Source organism: Mycobacteroides franklinii, assembly GCF_001853795.1.
Lineage (GTDB): Bacteria > Actinomycetota > Actinomycetes > Mycobacteriales > Mycobacteriaceae > Mycobacterium > Mycobacterium franklinii.
On the sequence record NZ_MLIK01000019.1, the window covers coordinates 305,498 to 320,172 of the forward strand.

Annotated in this window: 17 protein-coding genes; 4 read left to right on the forward strand and 13 right to left on the reverse strand. The window is 64.2% G+C overall.

Translation table 11 applies throughout. The features are described from left to right. Positions 1-927 carry a carbohydrate kinase family protein gene (locus BKG76_RS09305; protein ID WP_070937402.1) on the reverse strand — a complete coding sequence of 309 codons (927 nt, stop codon included), beginning with the start codon at positions 925-927 and terminating at the stop codon, positions 1-3. Between the two features lie 103 nt (positions 928-1,030). Here BKG76_RS09305 and BKG76_RS09310 point away from each other — a divergent pair, with 103 nt between their 5' ends. Next, entirely contained in the window at positions 1,031-1,600 is a 570-nt protein-coding gene (locus BKG76_RS09310; protein ID WP_070937403.1) for a hypothetical protein, read from the forward strand. Positions 1,601-1,699: 99 nt separating this feature from the next. Then, complete coding sequence (locus BKG76_RS09315) at positions 1,700-2,314, forward strand: methyltransferase family protein (protein ID WP_070937404.1); 615 nt, start codon at positions 1,700-1,702, stop codon at positions 2,312-2,314. Here BKG76_RS09315 and BKG76_RS09320 read toward each other — a convergent pair. Continuing rightward, the gene (locus BKG76_RS09320; RefSeq protein WP_070937405.1) at positions 2,298-3,623 is read right to left on the reverse strand and encodes an ammonium transporter; all 1,326 of its coding nucleotides are present in this window, start codon (positions 3,621-3,623) and stop codon (positions 2,298-2,300) included. The two genes, BKG76_RS09315 and BKG76_RS09320, sit on opposite strands and share 17 nt — an antisense overlap. Positions 3,624-3,759: 136 nt before the next feature. Here BKG76_RS09320 and BKG76_RS09325 point away from each other — a divergent pair, with 136 nt between their 5' ends. Further along, positions 3,760-4,890 carry a nitronate monooxygenase gene (locus BKG76_RS09325; protein ID WP_070937406.1) on the forward strand — a complete coding sequence of 377 codons (1,131 nt, stop codon included), beginning with the start codon at positions 3,760-3,762 and terminating at the stop codon, positions 4,888-4,890. 36 nt (positions 4,891-4,926) lie between these two features. On the opposite strand, the gene BKG76_RS09330 is transcribed toward BKG76_RS09325, so the two are convergent. From BKG76_RS09330 to BKG76_RS09355, 6 genes are all read right to left on the reverse strand, one after another. After that, the gene (locus tag BKG76_RS09330) at positions 4,927-5,577 is read right to left on the reverse strand and encodes a sensor domain-containing protein (protein ID WP_070937407.1); all 651 of its coding nucleotides are present in this window, start codon (positions 5,575-5,577) and stop codon (positions 4,927-4,929) included. Beyond that, positions 5,577-6,206, reverse strand: a complete 630-nt coding sequence (locus tag BKG76_RS09335; protein WP_070937408.1) for a sensor domain-containing protein — start codon at positions 6,204-6,206, stop codon at positions 5,577-5,579. Before BKG76_RS09335 ends, BKG76_RS09330 begins: the two co-directional genes overlap by 1 nt. Further along, positions 6,206-6,634: an organic hydroperoxide resistance protein gene (locus tag BKG76_RS09340; protein ID WP_070939081.1), complete on the reverse strand. Its 429-nt coding sequence runs from the start codon at positions 6,632-6,634 to the stop codon at positions 6,206-6,208. The genes BKG76_RS09335 and BKG76_RS09340 overlap by 1 nt, the downstream gene beginning before the upstream one ends. Positions 6,635-6,695: 61 nt before the next feature. Then, positions 6,696-8,159, reverse strand: a complete 1,464-nt coding sequence (locus BKG76_RS09345) for a catalase (RefSeq protein WP_070937409.1) — start codon at positions 8,157-8,159, stop codon at positions 6,696-6,698. 35 nt (positions 8,160-8,194) lie between these two features. Then, positions 8,195-8,623 carry a Fur family transcriptional regulator gene (locus tag BKG76_RS09350; protein ID WP_070937410.1) on the reverse strand — a complete coding sequence of 143 codons (429 nt, stop codon included), beginning with the start codon at positions 8,621-8,623 and terminating at the stop codon, positions 8,195-8,197. 46 nt (positions 8,624-8,669) lie between these two features. Next, entirely contained in the window at positions 8,670-9,020 is a 351-nt protein-coding gene (locus BKG76_RS09355) for a DMT family protein (RefSeq protein ID WP_070939082.1), read from the reverse strand. Between the two features lie 57 nt (positions 9,021-9,077). Between BKG76_RS09355 and BKG76_RS09360 the strand changes: the two genes are divergently transcribed. Then, entirely contained in the window at positions 9,078-9,911 is an 834-nt protein-coding gene (locus tag BKG76_RS09360) for an alpha/beta fold hydrolase (protein ID WP_070937411.1), read from the forward strand. Between the two features lie 14 nt (positions 9,912-9,925). Here the strand turns inward: BKG76_RS09360 and BKG76_RS09365 are convergent, their stop codons facing one another. The 5 genes from BKG76_RS09365 to BKG76_RS09385 all read right to left on the reverse strand — a co-directional run bounded on the left by BKG76_RS09365 (position 9,926) and on the right by BKG76_RS09385 (position 14,595). Beyond that, a complete protein-coding gene (locus BKG76_RS09365; RefSeq protein WP_070937412.1) occupies positions 9,926-10,411 on the reverse strand; it encodes a tetratricopeptide repeat protein in 486 nt (161 codons plus the stop codon). Positions 10,412-10,474: 63 nt separating this feature from the next. Next, positions 10,475-11,488, reverse strand: a complete 1,014-nt coding sequence (locus tag BKG76_RS09370; protein WP_070939083.1) for a DUF4185 domain-containing protein — start codon at positions 11,486-11,488, stop codon at positions 10,475-10,477. Positions 11,489-11,699: 211 nt separating this feature from the next. Further along, positions 11,700-12,200: a hypothetical protein gene (locus tag BKG76_RS24335; RefSeq protein ID WP_083337986.1), complete on the reverse strand. Its 501-nt coding sequence runs from the start codon at positions 12,198-12,200 to the stop codon at positions 11,700-11,702. Between the two features lie 63 nt (positions 12,201-12,263). After that, on the reverse strand, positions 12,264-13,301 hold the full coding sequence (locus BKG76_RS09380; RefSeq protein WP_070937414.1) for an aspartate-semialdehyde dehydrogenase: 1,038 nt from the start codon (positions 13,299-13,301) through the stop codon (positions 12,264-12,266). A 28-nt stretch (positions 13,302-13,329) separates the two neighbouring features. Beyond that, positions 13,330-14,595: an aspartate kinase gene (locus BKG76_RS09385; protein ID WP_030095982.1), complete on the reverse strand. Its 1,266-nt coding sequence runs from the start codon at positions 14,593-14,595 to the stop codon at positions 13,330-13,332. Positions 14,596-14,675 lie beyond the last annotated feature (80 nt).

Here is a 14,675-nt window from a genome sequence, read left to right on the forward strand (position 1 = left end):
CTAGGACGCGGTGCGGCGCAGCTCGTTGGCCAGCTCGGCGGCATCCGGTGGTTGCGCGCCGGGTCGGGTGCAGGTGAGCGCCGATGCCACCGCTGCCCGGCGCAACGCCTCGGGCAGATCGAGCCGGCGCTGATAGAACCCATCGAGAAAGGTCCCGGTGTAGGTGTCACCGGCGCCGACGGTGTCGATAACGGTGACCTCGTGGGCCGGGATACGCAGCGGCGATGAGTCGCCCCGGCGGAAGGCCAGCGATCCCGCCTGCCCACAGGTGATCAACGCGATGTCGATGCGTGGGTAATCGCCGAACCAACCCTCCACTGCACCCTCGATGGACGTGCCCGGATACAGGAAGGCAAGGTCGTCGGTGCTGGCCCGCGCTACTTCCGCGATGGACAGCCATGGTGCAATGCGCTCGGCATAGGTCTGCCGGTCGGCGATGAGCGTCGGTCGCACATTGACATCGAAGGTGAGCGGAGTGTCCGGATAGTGTTCGGCGATCCAGGCCCGTAGCGCCTCGCGAGCCGGCCAGAGCACGCTGGCGATCGACCCTGCCCAGATTGCCGCCGGAGGACGCACCGGATCAGGAAATGACTGTGGCACAACATCGTTAGCTGTTCCCCGCCAGTAGAACTGATACTGGGCGACACCGCGTTCATCGATGTCCGCGACGGCCAGGGTGGTGGGCACGTCCTGATGCATCACCAATGACTCGTCGACACCCGCCCTGGCCAGGGTTTCGACGCATTGGCGCCCGAAGGCGTCGCGAGATACCTGCGTGAGAAGAGCGGTCCGTGTGCCGAGCTTGGCCGCCGTGATCGCGGTGTTGTACGGACCTCCGCCCGGTATCGATCGCCAGAGCCCATCGCCGGCCGATAGCACGTCGACCAAGGTCTCGCCGCAGACGATGAGGCCGTCGGTGTCAGGCACGCATCGAGGCTACCCGAGACCGGTTTTATCGCAGCATCTTTCGGTGGCGTTCGAACCAAAACTCACTGGCCCGCTTCGGCACCGAAGGTCTACGCTGCCACGTATGTCACAGTCCCGAATCGATGATGTGGTCGGGGGCGCGCTGACGTGGACGGAGGTCGACCTCGTCGACATCGACGATTCCTCTGCCCGGCCTTTGCGGGATGCCTTGGAGGAGTTCGGGATCAGGGTGCACTATCACCCCATCGGGCAGTCCCGTCACATTGTCGCGGCACTGGGAAGTGCCCGGCAGATCGCGCCCTTTGTGATCCTGGGCTGCCACGGCGACGAGGGCCGGATCCTGCTCCCCGAGCTTGGCGAACCGATAGCTTCCGAGCAACCGTTCACCGGACTGCTGGGGCCCGACGAGGTACGCCGGCACCTGCGGCTCAACGGAAGTTTCGTGGTATCCATCGGGTGCGAAACGGGGAGTCCAGAACTCGCGGATGCGTTCCTGGATGCCGGCGCGGGCGGCTACTTCGCGCCACAAGAAGCACCCGACGGGCATGCCGCGTTTCTTGTCGCGGTGCTGTTCTTCTACGAGCTGACCGCAGGCAAGACCGTGGCCGAGGCCGCGGAGCGCGCACGTGGATACGACGGCGCGACAAGTATGTGGCGGCTGTGGTCCCGCTAGACGAGTAGACACCGCCCCTGCCCGGCTCACTCGGGGTGTTGACACTTGCGCTCATATATTGTTCTATGCGAATGTATGCATTGATAGAGAGGGGTGTCCATGGCCATGGCAGCGCTCGTCCTGTATCTGGTCTTCATCGCGGCCGGGCTTGGCTGGAAGAGCTATCGCCAGTGGCGTGCGACAGGGTCCACCGGGTTCCGCGGATTCCACGGCAGCCCGGGTTCACGTGAATGGCTTGCGGGCATGGGATTCATCGCCGCGATAGCTGTCACACTGCTCGCGCCCATTCTGCAGCTGACCGGACTCGTCAGCCCCCTTGCCGCCCTTGACAACCGGCCGGTCCACGTTGCCGGAATCGCGCTGGCGGTGACGGGAATCGTCGCGACGATCGGCGCGCAACAAACGATGGGCGAATCCTGGCGGGTGGGTGTCGATACCCGGGAGACCACCACATTGGTGAGCACCGGCGTCTTCGGATGGGTACGCAATCCGATCTTCACCGCAATGCTGACGTTCGCCGCCGGGGCGGTGTTGATGACGCCGAACCCCTTGGCTTTCAGTGGCTTTGCCCTACTTGCGACATCCATCGAGCTGCAGGTGCGCGCCGTCGAGGAGCCCTACCTGCTCGCGGCGCACGGCGTGGCCTATCGCGAATACGGAACCCGGGTCGGGCGTTTCCTGCCTGGAATCGGCAGGTTCAACGCCCAGGGTTGATGAGACCACCACCGCGTGTGGTGGCCAGCTCGTAGGCCGATTCCGCATGTTCGGCGTCGTCGAGACCGTCGGACTCGTGCTGCGGGTGCGATCGGATGCCCAGGGAATGCCGCAAGCTCATCCCGATGAGCCCGGTCACCACCACCGAGTAGACCAGCACCGTGACGACAGCGACAAGTTGCAGCCAGAACTGATGCAGCCCACCGCCGTACAGCAGCCCGTTGACACCCGCAGGCGCCGCGGCGCTACCAACCACACCGATCATCAACGTGCCGACCACGCCACCAACCAGGTGCACGCCCACAACGTCGAGCGAATCGTCGTATCCCAGTCGGTATTTCAGCTCAATGGCAAGGGAGCTGACCGCACCGGTAACGGCGCCGATCACCAACGCGCCAATCGGGGTAACCGCCGCACACGAGGGTGTGATGGCCACCAGCCCCGCCACGACGCCCGAGGCCGCGCCGAAAGAGGTCGGCTTGCCATGCCGGATCTTTTCGACCAGCAGCCAGCTCGCCATCGATATCGCGCCCGCACCCAGGGTATTGGCGATGACCAGCGCGGCCGTGCCGTCGGCAGCCAACGCCGATCCGGCATTGAAACCGAACCAGCCGAACCACAACAGTCCGGCGCCCAGCATGACGGCAGGCAGGTTATGCGGGCGCATCGCCTCACGCGGCCATCCACGCCGCTTACCGAGGACCACGGCCAGCGCCAAACCCGCGGCACCCGAGTTGATCTCCACGGCGGTACCGCCGGCGAAGTCGAGGACACCCAGGTTAGCGAGCCATCCGCCCTTGTCGGCGGTGGTGCCTTCCACCGCGAACACCCAGTGCGCGACCGGGAAGTACACCAGGGTCGCCCACAGTCCCGTGAAGGCGATCCATGGAAGGAAGCGCATACGGTCGGCCACCGCGCCCGCGATGAGCGCCACGGTCACCATGGCGAATCCGGCCTGGAACATGACGAACACCAGCGCCGGGATGTTCGTCGGCCCCCACAGCGGCACCGAGGACGCCTTGTAGTCGCCCTCGAACAGGTGCTGCAACCCCGCGAACTGGAAGGGATCGCCGAGCAGGCCGCCACCGATGTCGGTGCCGAACGCCATCGAGTAGCCAAAGGCCACCCAGAGCACCCACACCACGGCGACGGCCGAGAAGCACATCATCATCATGTTGAGGACGCTCTTGGCGCGCACCATGCCGCCGTAGAAGAAGGCCAGTGCCGGGGTCATCAGCAGCACCAATGCGGCACTCGTCAGCACCCAGGCGGTATTGGCCGCGTCCGGCACTCCCATATGCGGAAACATGCGCTGGCTACTCCCGGCTCGTGCGATTAGGTCAGCGTGAGTGTAGGGAAGCCACTACCGGCGCGTGCAGGACCTCATCTAAACTAGAACACGTTCCAGTTTTTCGATGCGCCCCATCACCCCTACAGGAGCGGCAATGCATACCCCTATCTGCGACGAGCTCGGCATCGAGTTCCCGATTTTCGCCTTCACCCACTGTCGCGACGTCGTGGTCGCGGTGAGCAAGGCCGGTGGCTTCGGCGTGCTGGGTGCCGTCGGATTCACCCCCGAACAGCTCGAGATCGAGCTCAACTGGATCGACGAGCACATCGGTGACCACACCTACGGCGTCGACATCGTCATCCCCAACAAGTACGAGGGCATGGACGCCAACATGTCGGCCGAGGAACTGACCACGATGCTGCAGTCGATGGTCCCGCAGGAGCACCTCGATTTCGGCCGCAAGCTGCTGACCGACCACGGCGTGCCCATCGAGGAGGGCAACGACAACGCCCTGCAGCTGCTGGGCTGGACCGAGGCCACCGCGACACCGCAGGTGGAGATCGCGCTGCGCCACCCCAAGATGACGCTGATCGCCAACGCGCTGGGCACGCCCCCGGCCGAGATGATCAAGCACATCCACGACGCCGGCCGCAAGGTCGCGGCGCTGTGCGGTTCGCCCAAGCAGGCCCGCAAGCATGCCGACGCCGGGGTGGACATTGTCATCGCCCAGGGCGGCGAGGGCGGTGGTCACTGCGGCGAGGTCGGCTCGATCGTGCTGTGGCCGCAGGTCGTCAAGGAGATCGCCCCCGTGCCGGTACTGGCAGCCGGAGGTATCGGTAGCGGGTACCAGATCGCCGCGGCGCTGGCCATGGGCGCGCAGGGTGCATGGAGCGGCTCGCAGTGGCTCATGGTTGAAGAGGCCGAGAACACCGCGGTGCAGCAGGAAACCTACGCCAAGGCCACCAGCCGCGACACCGTGCGCAGCCGGTCCTTCACCGGCAAGCCCTGCCGCATGCTCAAGAACGACTGGACCGAGGCCTGGCAGACCGAGGGCAACCCCGAGCCGTTGGGAATGCCGCTGCAATACATGGTTTCCGGCATGGCAGTGGCTGCCACGCACAAGTTCCCGGATCAGACGATCGACGTCGCGTTCAACCCGATCGGTCAGGTCGTCGGGCAGTTCACCAAGGTCGAGAAGTCGGCCACCGTTATCGAGCGTTGGGTGCAGGAGTACCTGGAAGCCACCAACACGCTCAATGAGCTCAACGAGGCCGCCTCGGTCTAAACAACGAGTCGAGTGGTAGCGGCCTGGGCCAATCTTCTACTGGCCCAGGCCGTTCTGCATGGTGTTGGCAAGCACGTTCACTGCGAGGCTGCCATTGCCCGGCTGGCAGACCTTCGCCTGCAGCAGCACGTTCTCGCGCCTGCGAGTCTGGTTGAAGCAGCGGCGGTCAACGCCCGCCTCTTCCTTCACCCATGCGGCATCCGACGCGCCGGCCGCCGGGCCGGTGAATGTCCACACCTCGCGCCGGCCGTCGTCCAGAATCAACGTAGCGGTCTGCCCGGAACACCCTTGGGTGCGATCCACCACCCGATGGAACGCGCGGTCGGCGGCATCGTTGTTGGCGAAAACCCCAATCGCCTGCTTCACCAAATGCGTTGCATCCGTGGCGGAGTCCTGTGTCGTCGCCCCGCGGAACGAGGCCAAATCCGGGTCGGCGTAGACCTCGTCAAGCCCGATATCTGACCAGTTGTTACACACCGGGATGTCCACCGAGAACGCCTGAAATGGCTGTGTGAACTCGCTGTGCGAACCCAGTTGCGAGCCAATGACATTACTTACGGATCCACGGGCGAGCACGGCATAGTTGACGACGCCCGGATCTGACGGACCGGCACCCGAAACCGGGGCCGATGTCAGACCCAGGGCGGCGGCTACCGCCGAAATCAGCGTAATCCGAGCCATTCCCATCACAAACCAGCTTCCATCGCGTCGGCGATACGGTTCGCGGCGCGTTCCCCGTTCCTTGGCGAGCACACCTTCACCTGGAACATAACCTCGTGTCGCGCCCGCATTTGGACATAGCAGCTGCGGTCGTTGGCACTATTGGTCATCGACCAGCCGGCCGCACCACCGCCGGAACTCCCCTCGGTGAATGTCCATGTGTCCGTGACACCTTGGTCATCGGTGATCTTGATCGGGTGCCCGTAGCAGTCCGACATGAACAGCAACGCCACCACCGGGTCGACGGCCGCCGTGGGGCTGTTGAACACACCCACGGCCTGTCGCACCGAATACCGCGCATCCGATCCGGACTTCTGCGCGAGCTGGCCCCGGAACGCAACGAGCGTTCCCTGGTTTCCATTGAACACCTGATCCAGACCGACCTCGGCGAAGTCCACACAGTTGGGCTCGCTGAGCTCAACGCCGCCCGTCGGGGCATCGAGGGTGCGCGTGGCTTGCAGTTCTGTCCCGACCAACGTGCTGACCGTTGCGGGGCTCTGCAGAACGCTATCCAATACCTCGGGGCCGACCGCCAGCGCGGAGGGCGCGAACGCCAGCGCAATCGCCGACACCCCCATGACGACAAGAGCTCGCATCAGATGCGCGCCTTGACCGTCACCTCGATGTTGCCGCGGGTGGCGTTGGAGTACGGGCACACCTCGTGAGCCTGCTCCAACAGGTCGTCGGCGACCTCCTGCGACAGCCCGGGAAGGTACCCGTCCAGCTCGGCCGACAGATCGAAACCACCCTCGGGGGTCTTGAAGATCCCCACCTTGGCGGTAATCGATGTCGCGGGATCAAGCTGCACCTTCGCCATCCGGGCAACCAGATTGAGCGCACTCAAGAAGCACGCCGAATACCCGGCCGCGAACAGCTGCTCGGGGTTGGTGCCTTCTCCGTTGCCGCCCATCGACTTTGGAATTCGAGTGTCAAGATCTATCCGGCCATCCGACGAGCGGACATGCCCGTCACGACCTCCCCCGGTCGACGTGGCTTCTGCGGTGTAGACGGCCTCATTGGACATACGACCAGCATACGGATGACGCCGGCCCCCTTGGAGAGAACCGGCGTCATCCACGAACTGCCTACTGACCGTCAAGCCCGGCGCGAACACCCTCTTCGACGGCCTTGCCCAGCTCGGCGTCGACGTTCTTCCAGTATTCGAACACCCGGGACAGCACAGGTTCGCTGACGCCGCCCAGCACGTGGCCGACGATATTACTCACCAGACGCGCGCGCTGATCGTCGTTCAGCACCTCACGCACCAAGGTTCCGGCCTGGACGAAGTCGCCGTCCTCGGCATGCTGGATGTACCCGGCACGCACCGCGGTGCCGTCGAAATCCCATGCGCCGCCGTCGCCCGCAGCCTGCGGATCCGCATGCGGACCGCCAAAGGAGTTGGGGGCGTATACCGGAACCTCGGGATCATTGAAGTGGTACCGCATCGCGCCCTCCTTGGAGTAGGAGTTCACGGTCGCGGCCCGCGCTTCGTTGGGCGGCAACTGCGCGTAGTTGGTGCCAATCCGGTACCGATGCGCGTCGGCGTAGGCAAAGACCCGGCCGAGTAGCATCTTGTCGGGCGAGAAGCCAATTCCCGGAACGATATTCGACGGTTCGAAGGCGGCCTGCTCGATGTCGACGAAATAGTTGCGTGGGTTGCGATTGAGCGTCCACTTGCCAACCTCGATCAGCGGGTAATCCTTCTTGGACCAGACCTTCGTCAGATCGAACGGGTTGAATCGGTATCCCTGAGCCTCGTCCACCGGCATGATCTGCACGTGCAGGGTCCAGCTCGGAAAATTGCCTTGCTCGATCGCGTCCCACAGATCGCGACGATGCGCATCGGCGTCAGATCCGGCGAGTGCGTCCGCCTCCTGCTGGGTCAGGAAATCCTGACCTTGATCCGTCCGGAAGTGGTACTTCACCCAGAAGCGCTCGCCCTCGGCATTGACCCACTGATAGGTGTGCGAACCGTATCCATTCATGTGGCGGTAGTTCTTCGGGATCCCGCGATCGCCCATCAACCAGGTGACCTGGTGTGCCGTCTCGGGACGCAGCGTCCAGAAGTCCCACTGCATGTTGTGGTCCCGCAACCCTGATCCCGGCAACCGCTTCTGCGAGCGGATGAAGTCCGGGAACTTGATGGCATCACGAATGAAAAAGACGGGGGTGTTGTTGCCGACAAGATCGTAGTTGCCGTCCTCGGTGTAGAACTTGATGGCAAAACCCCGCGGGTCACGCCAGGTGTCGGGGCTCCCCTGTTCCCCGGCCACCGTCGAAAAACGAACCAGTGACTCTGTTTTCACGCCCGGTTGAAACAGCTTGGCCTTGGTGTATTTCGACACGTCGGCGGTGACAACGAGCTCCCCGTATGCACCGGCACCCTTGGCGTGCACGATGCGCTCGGGAACACGTTCCCTGTTGAATTGCGCAAGCTTTTCGATCAGATAGTGGTCGTGCAGCAGAACCGGGCCCTGGATGCCTGCGGTCAACGACTCGTCGTCGCTCTCCACTGCGATTCCAGTGTTCGTGGTTGTTCGGATGGACATGAAAACCTCCTCGATACCTGACTAACTGGGCTGAACTAATCGGGCTGACATTCGGGGCATAGCCCCCAGAAGACGATTTCGGCCTCGTCGACCACGAACCCCGCGGTATGTGACGGCTCCAGGCACGGCGCATGCCCAACGGCGCAGTCCACATCGGTGACAGCACCGCAACAGCGGCAGACCAGATGGTGATGGTTATCGCCGATACGCGTTTCGAAAAGCGCCGCGGAACCTGCCGGCTCGATACGTCGCACCAGCCCGGCACTGACACAGGCCTTGAGCACGTCATAGACGGCCTGCGTGGACACCTTCCCAAGATCGGCACGCACCACCATCGCGATGATGTCCGCGGTCGAATGCGGATGGGCCGCAATCGCGTTCAGAACCGCAACGCGCGGAGCGGTGACACGCAGTCCCGCCCGGCGCAACGCTGCGTCTGGGGCGAGGGGCTGTACTGCGGTCACTCCACCAGTATGCGCCTTTTCTGGAATGAGTCAAGAAATGGCTTAATTACCCGAAAGGGCCGTTGAAGACGAAATAGGCGCCGGCGGCGATCAGCACGAACCCCACCAGGTGATTCAGCGTGAGTTTCTCCCCCAGGTACCACACCGCGAAGCCGAGAAACACCGTCAAGGTGATGACTTCTTGCATCGCCTTGAGTTCGGCGCCCGAATACACCTCGCTGCCAAGGCGATTCGCGGGAACCGCGAGGCAGTACTCAAAGAATGCGATGAGCCAGCTGACCAGTACGACCAGCCACAACGGTTGATCCTTGAACTTGAGATGCCCGTACCAGGCGAAAGTCATGAAGACGTTCGAGCAAATCAGCAGCAGAGGCGGCAACAGGCGCGCGGTGAGCATGTCCCACATTCTGCAGTTCCTCCCTGTCAGCTGCCCACAGCCGCTAGCCTGCTGCGCATGGGCGGCGCCGCATTGCACGACCGATATATCCAAAGCTGCCTGGGCGGGCTGCACGTGAGGGTCGCCGGCCAAGGGCCTGCCATCCTCTTTTGGCCCAGCCTGCTGATGACCGGGTCCATGTGGGCCGACCAGGCGCGATACTTCGCCGATCGCTACACCGTGATCCTCGTCGACCCGCCCGGCCACGGTGACAGTCAGTCGCTGCACCGCATGTTCCGATTCGAGGACTGCGCGCACAGCATCGAACAAATACTCGACTCCTTGGGCATTGAGCGGGCCCACGTCGTCGGCAACTCCTGGGGCGGAATGATCGGCGGAACTTTCGCCGCCCTCTATCCGCACCGGGCCGGAGCATCGGTGTTGATGAACGCCACGGCGTCACCGGCCAGTACACGCCAGAAGGTCGAATTTCGGCTACTCACCGAGATAGTCCGGATTCTCGGCAGGTTCCGCGAACCCTTCGCCACCCGCGCCGTCAAAGCCTTTGTGGGGCCCACCATCCTGCGCGAGCGCCCCCACGTCGAGCAGGCCATCCGCGCGGAACTGGGCGATCTCAACGTCGACTCGGTGTACTGGGCGGTCAACAGCGTGGTTCCCGCCCGGCCCGATCAACGTGAGCTGTTCGGACGCATCACCACGCCCGTCCTCGTTGTCGCCGGGCGTGAGGATCCGACCTTTCCCGTCGCCGAGACCGAGCTCATGGCCGAAGCGATTCCCGCGGCGGAATTCGTGATCATGGAGAACACCGGGCATCTGGCGGCGCTGGAACGCCCCGACGAGGTCAACGCCCTGATCGACTATTTCCTCAAGCGGCACGCGTTCGAGGACTGACGGCGCGTGGCCGACTAGAGCGACCGCGCCCTGCGCATATCGTCGATGGCCCCGGCACGATCACCCAACTCGTTGCGGATCACCGCACGCAGCGCGAGCGCATCGGCGAATTCGGGATCGATATCGAGCGCTTCATCGATCGCTGCCAGCGCCTCGTTTGGTTTGCTGGCAGCGTTGAGAGTCCATGCGTGGGTGTAGTGATTGATGGCGTCACGGCTGCCGTATCGGACTGCGGAAAGCGCGCAATCGATCGCATCGAAATGTCGTCCCATGCTGCCGAGGCAGTAGGCCAAGATCCGCCATGACCGCGCATTTTTGTGCTCGAGCTCCAACGCATCGTTGGCGAGACGCATCGCCTCGCTATCGTCTCCGGACGCCAGCGCCTCGCTTGCGCGGGTTGCCAGCTCCTCAGCGTCCACAGAAACGACGGTACGCGAACCCTGCCCACCGGTTATCCAATCATCGGCGGCGATGTCGATCAAGGTTCCGCTAGCAATCATTAATGGCCATCGTAACCAGCAGCCATACGGGCGTCGACAACTCTGGTAACAAGTGAGTGTTAGTTAGCCCACACCGACCCGCAGCGGGTTCACCGCGAATTCGATCACCCGATAGGGGGCATGGTCGCGCGAATCGGTGTTCCACTGACTGACGTAGATGCTGAGCCGATCCAGCGTGGAGTCCGGACCGATGTAGCCGCCGTAGGGCTGGGCCAAGGTGTTGTCCCAAGACTCCGGTAATTCGTCGGCGACGGCCGGCCACGCCCCCGCATTGACCACCGTCGTCACCGGTACCGCACCGAGCCGCGTGGGGCTGTCCGCCACCCGCACCTCGACGTTGCCAGTGGTCTGGTTGAAGTAGGACAGCACCGCCTGCCCGTCGACCATTTTCATGCTCATCTCACCCAGATGGTCTCCCCACAAGGGCGTCGGGAGACGGCCCCAGGCTCCCCTGCCTTGTGCGTCCACGCCCCACCCCTGCCAGGTCGCACGGTCGGTAAAGGTGTCCGGCTTGGCCCGGTACAGCACCGCGGGCCGGGAGCGATCAAACGCGTCGCTGACGATGTACACCCAGCCCTTCGGCGACTCCTGGGTCCACAGCGGGTCGTAGTAGCCGCTGATCTGTGTCTGCTGGCCACCCGCGTAATCACCCGGACGCACCGACCCGGGCACGGTCGCCCAGCCCGCCCGGAACGGGTCGGGTTTCACCAGCCGGGTCGACTGCGGAATCAGATTCTTGGTGACGGCCACCAACAACCAGTTGGTCCCGTTGATGTCGACAACGCCCGAGGGCAGCTGAGAGAACCCCGGGGGAGCCGGATCCGCCAACAGCGGACGGTCGGTGCCCAGCACACCGGAGTGCCGGACACCGGATGCGCCCGGCACCGTCTCGGTGTCGACGCGCAACGCGACCGGGGAATGCCAGCCGCCGTATCCCACTCCCTGGCCGGCGAAGCTGTCGCCGCAGATCTGCAGCATGCCGCCGGTGAAGACCATGAACTCGCACAGATCGGTCGCGCCGAGGTTGTATTCGGCGGTAGCCGTCCCGGTGCCCGCGATCGGCCCGATGCGCGCCACCTCACCGGGATCGAGCAGCGGCGCAGCAGGCCGCAGCGGGTCGGCCAATGCCAAAGTGCCGCCCAGTAATTCGGAGACAACCAGCGACGCGGCGGTTACCAAGACCGCAACCAGCCGCACGCGCATCTCCTGTCCAGCACCGCACGGTGCCACCGAGCCCCAAAGCTCACAGGGTAGTCAGTGGCACCGCGAGCAGGTCGCGATGGGCCGACTACGGATGCAACGGCGACGCGGCGCCCGGCCCCGGCGGAACCGTAATCGTCAAGCCCGGGGGCTGTCCCGTGGGAGGCGTGCGCTGCCACCCCGGGTTGGCGGGATTGTCGCTGTCACGATCGCCGCGCTGATCACGGTCTCCGTGTCCACCGCGATCTCTGTCGCGCCCCCAATCACGACCATGGTCACCGTTCCAATCACGGTCACGGTCCCTGTTCCAGTCGCCGCCACCGCGTGGCTGGCCACCATCTGGCCCGCCTCGCTGGAACATCATGGCCGCGCGGTCCCGGTGCTCACCGTGGTGATGGGTATGCGCACCTACGGCCAATCCGGCGCCGAAGGTGGCGGCAAGGACACAGGCACCGCCTGCGGCCACCGTCGCGATGGACAGCACCTTGCCGACATTGCGGGCCTTCTTAGGTGACGGCCCGGCGGCGACAACCGGCGGCACGGTAGGAACCGGTTCGGTTGGGTTTTCGGGTTTCTCTGCATTTGTCATGCTTCGAGAATGACTCGATAAGCCTGGACCCTCCGCAGGAAAACCCTGTGAACCTCCCGTGAGTCAGCTCGCGACGAGTAGTTCGGCGATCTGAATCGTGTTGAGCGCCGCACCCTTCCGAAGGTTGTCTCCGGAGATAAAAAGTGCCAGACCACGATTGCCGGGAACGCCCGGATCCTGGCGGATGCGCCCCACCAGGGAGTCGTCGGCACCCGCCGCAGCCAAAGGCGTTGGCACGTCAGCAAGAGTGACTCCCGCCGCCGCGCCGAGCAGTTCCCTGGCCTGTGCCGGGGTCAGCTCGCGCTCGAATTCGGCGTTGATCGACAGCGAGTGTCCGGTGAAGACCGGCACTCGCACGCAGGTTCCGCTCACCAGCAGCTCGGGAATGCCCAGGATCTTGCGGCTCTCGTTGCGCAGCTTCTGGTCTTCGTCGGTCTCGCCGGAGCCGTCGTCAACCAATGAGCCGGCCAGCGGGATCACGTTGAAGGCAATGGGTGCAACGTATTTCACCGGATCGGGGAAGGTGACGGCGGAACCGTCGTGCACCAGCTGCTCACTGCCGTCGATACCGGCACGCACCTGGGTGGCCAATTCCTCCACGCCGGCCAAGCCGCTACCCGATACCGCCTGATAGGTCGACACAATGAGCCGGGTAAGCCCGGCCGCGTCGTGCAGCACCTTCAAAACCGGCATCGCGGCCATGGTCGTGCAATTCGGGTTGGCGATAATGCCTTTGGGCAGTTTCAGCCCGCGCACATCCCGGTCGAAGTTAACCTCCGACACCACCAACGGCACGTCCGGGTCCTTGCGCCAGGCCGACGAGTTGTCGATGACGGTGACGCCGGCCCCGGCGAAGCGCGGGGCCTGTACCCGCGACATGGTGGCCCCGGCGGAGAACAACGCGATGTCGATGCCCGTCGGGTCGGCCGTCTCGGTGTTCTCGACCTCGATCTCCTGGCCGCGGAACGTCAGCTTCTTGCCCTCGGAGCGTGCCGACGCGAAGAAGCGCACCGAAGAGGCCGGAAATTCGCGCTCCTCTAACAATTGACGCATCACGGCGCCCACCTGACCGGTGGCACCGACGACGCCGATGGAGGTCATGCCTGGATCCCCCGTCGCTGCGCTCGCCTCATCGTCCAGTGCCTCCGTACACGGTGGCTTCCTCTTCGCCGCCGAGCTCGAAGGCATCGTGGATGGCCTTGACCGCGGTATCCAGCTCATCGTCCTTGACCAGCACCGAGATCCGGATCTCGGAGGTGGAGATGAGTTCGATGTTGACCCCGGCCTTGGCCAGCGCCTCGCAGAACCCTGCAGTAACGCCTGGGTGGCTACGCATACCCGCGCCCACCAGCGATACCTTGCCAATGTGATCGTCGTAGAGCACCTGCGAGAAGCCGATCTCGTTCTTCAGTGAGTCCAGCTTTTCGACCGCGGTGGGCCCGTTCTCCTTGGGGCAGGTGAAGGTGATGTCGGTCTTGCCGTCCTCGACCTTGGAGATGTTCTGCAGCACCATGTCGATATTGATCTCGGCATCGGCCACGGCACGAAAGACCTTGGCGGCATAGCCCGGCACGTCGGGGATTCCGACAACGGTGACCTTGGCCTCGCCACGATCGTGTGCGACACCGGTGAGAATCGCTTCTTCCACAGGAATGTCCTCCATTGATCCGCTGACGATGGTGCCCGGCTTGTCGGTGTACGACGAGCGCACGTGAACCGGAACGTTGTATCGCCGGGCGTATTCCACACAGCGCAACATGAGCACCTTTGCTCCCGCTGCCGCCATTTCCAGCATTTCCTCGAAACTGACCTTGTCGAGCCGGGCCGCATTCGGCACTATCCGCGGATCAGCGGTGAAAACCCCGTCGACGTCTGTGTAGATCTCGCAGACATCGGCCTTCAGAGCGGCTGCCAGCGCGACGGCGGTGGTATCGGAACCACCGCGTCCGAGCGTGGTGACATCCTTGCTGTCCTGGCTCACGCCCTGGAATCCGGCGACCAGCACCACTTGGCCCTCGTCGAGGGCGGAACGCAACCGGCCGGGGGTGACGTCGATGATCTTGGCGCTGCCGTGCCTGCCGGTGGTGATGACGCCGGCCTGCGAGCCGGTAAACGAACGCGCCGAGGCCCCCAGCGAGTGAATGGCCATCGCGACCAGGGCATTGGACATCCGCTCGCCCGCGGTCAGCAGCATGTCCAGCTCACGGGGCGGGGGTGCCGGGCAGACCTGTTGGGCCAGGTCAAGCAGCTCGTCGGTGGTGTCACCCATCGCCGAAACAACGACGACAACATCGTTGCCATTCTTTTTTGTCTCGACGATGCGCTCAGCGACCCTGCGGATACGCTCGGCCGTTGCGACCGACGATCCGCCGTACTTTTGGACGACGAGCGCCACGGCATACCTTCCTGCAGTTCGGTCAAGGTCGGTCCGACCTCGGTCATCAGGATAGTGGGTCGGACAACTCGATAACCTGG

Excerpts from the sequence above, each read along its gene's own strand:
- BKG76_RS09310 (WP_070937403.1), top strand. The coding sequence starts at position 1,031 with ATGTCACAGTCCCGAATCGATGATGTGGTCGGGGGCGCGCTGACGTGG.
- BKG76_RS09315 (WP_070937404.1), top strand. The coding sequence starts at position 1,700 with ATGGCCATGGCAGCGCTCGTCCTGTATCTGGTCTTCATCGCGGCCGGG.
- BKG76_RS09320 (WP_070937405.1), bottom strand. The coding sequence starts at position 3,623 with ATGTTTCCGCATATGGGAGTGCCGGACGCGGCCAATACCGCCTGGGTG.
- BKG76_RS09325 (WP_070937406.1), top strand. The coding sequence starts at position 3,760 with ATGCATACCCCTATCTGCGACGAGCTCGGCATCGAGTTCCCGATTTTC.
- BKG76_RS09330 (WP_070937407.1), bottom strand. The coding sequence starts at position 5,577 with ATGGGAATGGCTCGGATTACGCTGATTTCGGCGGTAGCCGCCGCCCTG.
- BKG76_RS09335 (WP_070937408.1), bottom strand. The coding sequence starts at position 6,206 with ATGCGAGCTCTTGTCGTCATGGGGGTGTCGGCGATTGCGCTGGCGTTC.
- BKG76_RS09340 (WP_070939081.1), bottom strand. The coding sequence starts at position 6,634 with ATGTCCAATGAGGCCGTCTACACCGCAGAAGCCACGTCGACCGGGGGA.
- BKG76_RS09345 (WP_070937409.1), bottom strand. The coding sequence starts at position 8,159 with ATGTCCATCCGAACAACCACGAACACTGGAATCGCAGTGGAGAGCGAC.
- BKG76_RS09355 (WP_070939082.1), bottom strand. The coding sequence starts at position 9,020 with ATGCTCACCGCGCGCCTGTTGCCGCCTCTGCTGCTGATTTGCTCGAAC.
- BKG76_RS09360 (WP_070937411.1), top strand. The coding sequence starts at position 9,078 with ATGGGCGGCGCCGCATTGCACGACCGATATATCCAAAGCTGCCTGGGC.
- BKG76_RS09365 (WP_070937412.1), bottom strand. The coding sequence starts at position 10,411 with ATGATTGCTAGCGGAACCTTGATCGACATCGCCGCCGATGATTGGATA.
- BKG76_RS24335 (WP_083337986.1), bottom strand. The coding sequence starts at position 12,200 with ATGACAAATGCAGAGAAACCCGAAAACCCAACCGAACCGGTTCCTACC.
- BKG76_RS09380 (WP_070937414.1), bottom strand. The coding sequence starts at position 13,301 with ATGACCTCCATCGGCGTCGTCGGTGCCACCGGTCAGGTGGGCGCCGTG.